The organism is Gracilimonas tropica DSM 19535 (assembly GCF_000375425.1).
Lineage (GTDB): Bacteria > Bacteroidota > Rhodothermia > Balneolales > Balneolaceae > Gracilimonas > Gracilimonas tropica.
Genome location: NZ_AQXG01000038.1, coordinates 1 through 1885 on the forward strand (window position 1 = coordinate 1; position 1885 = coordinate 1885).

Sequence of the window (1885 nt, forward strand, 5' to 3'; positions counted from 1 at the left end):
ACTAGTCCTAAAAAAGCAAATGTACTTTTGGTGTTTGGGGATCTGAGCCCGGCTTTAGCCGAAAAGGCGACCTATACTTATGCCCAGATGCCGCGTCCACGGGTGCTGGTGATGGCCGGCCCCAAGCATCTTGATCCGCTGCCTCATCCGGATGTTCATGTTGCCCTGGCAGAGGATTTTCTGGCAACTGCACTTCCCACCGTCAAAGAATGCCTGGCCAATTTTGCCTGGAAGGAAGATGCCAAGCCCTTTGAACCGGAGCCGTTAGTGGCAAAAATCGAGGAAGCCGGGCAAGATAAGGGACACATGCACCACCACGATCACTCCGGGCACCAGCACGGCAATGGCAATCAGGAGGGGCACGATCAGGCCTATGGGCATGAACATGACCATTCTAATCATCAGCACAAACACGACAATCATGAAGGGCATAATCATGATCACTCTGACCACAAACACACAGACTATTATGATGCCGAGCATAGTCGTGAGGACCATCAGCACGGAGAATCTGATCAGCAGTGTGGTGATAACGACTCACATCAGCACGATCATGAAAAGCATGACCATGGCCACTCCGAACATCAGCATGGTGAGCATGGCCACTCGGCTCATCAAGAGGAAGATCATGATCAAGATGCACACAATCACGAGCATAATCATGGCGGACATGATCACGGCTCCGGTTTTATGTCGATGATAGCGATGACCAAAGATCTGCCGAGAAGCCCAGACGGCCTACCGATGGAATGGAGTGATACAGCGTTTGGGCCTTTCCACACGGGACTGCCGGGCGGACTGCAACTTACCGCTGAACTGGATGGCGATACGGTGGCAGAGATGCAGGCAGAAAGCGGTTTTACAGAATTGGAACTTCCAGTCTCGGTTAAGGACAACCCTCTTCAACTGCCCGAATTTCTCGAAAAAATGAACCCGATGACGGCCGTAAGCTACAGCCTGCTTGCCAAAAAAGCGCTGGAAAGCTATTCCCGAGACGTCAAAGAAACTCAACTGACAGCAGCAGAGGCGGTGGCGTTGGAAAAAGAGCGGATTGTCAGTCATCTAAACTGGCTGACAGATTTTGCACTCCTTCTGGGTAACAGCTCGATGCAAAACCGGGCAGAAAAGCTTTTTCACGCCTTCAGAAATAATGATGGAGCCGAAGAACCTCTTATGGCATTTATCAGGCATATTAAAAAGATGCCCTACCTGAAAATAAAGCTGTCCGCAGCCGGTAACCCCATCACCGCTTTTGATCGTTACGAAGAGGAAGCTTCTCATTCTGACCAAGATCATAATCATGATCACGAACATAATCACAGCTATCATCACGAACATGGTGAACATGGTTCCCATGATCATGACCATAACCACAGCCATAATCACGAAGAGCATGGCGAGCATGATCACTCCTGCCACGAACACGAATATAGCGGACACCAACACGATCATAAAAAGCACGATCATGGTCATCACGGGCACGACGAACATGGTTCACAAGATCACGATCATAATCACAAAGGTTCCCATGAAAAGCATGATCATTCAGAAAAAGAGGATTCAGCATCTAAAGAACTGAAATTGGAAGACTACTCAGGTCCCGTTACACGAGCAGCGGGTTTTTCAAACGATAGTCGTATCTCTGAAACTGTTTACCGGGAGGTCGGGTGGCAGCCTGTAACCGCAAACGGAAACAACGCCTTGAGCCGGCTGATGGTTCGGCTCGGTGAATTAGAACAGAGCTTCCGGTTTATAGAACATTTGAAAACGTCTGGCGAAACAAATCCCATTTCGGAATTAACAATCCCCGATACAGGCATGGGGAACGGATCGGCATCCATTGAGAGTCCGCGCGGCGAAATTACATTGAAACTCCATATTCATG

1 protein-coding gene is annotated in these 1885 nt (G+C 49.3%); it reads left to right on the forward strand.

From position 1 onward, the window contains the following. The coding region (locus B151_RS20425; RefSeq protein WP_483788258.1) for an NADH-quinone oxidoreductase subunit D-related protein at positions 1-1885 on the forward strand (1885 nt) is incomplete at both ends.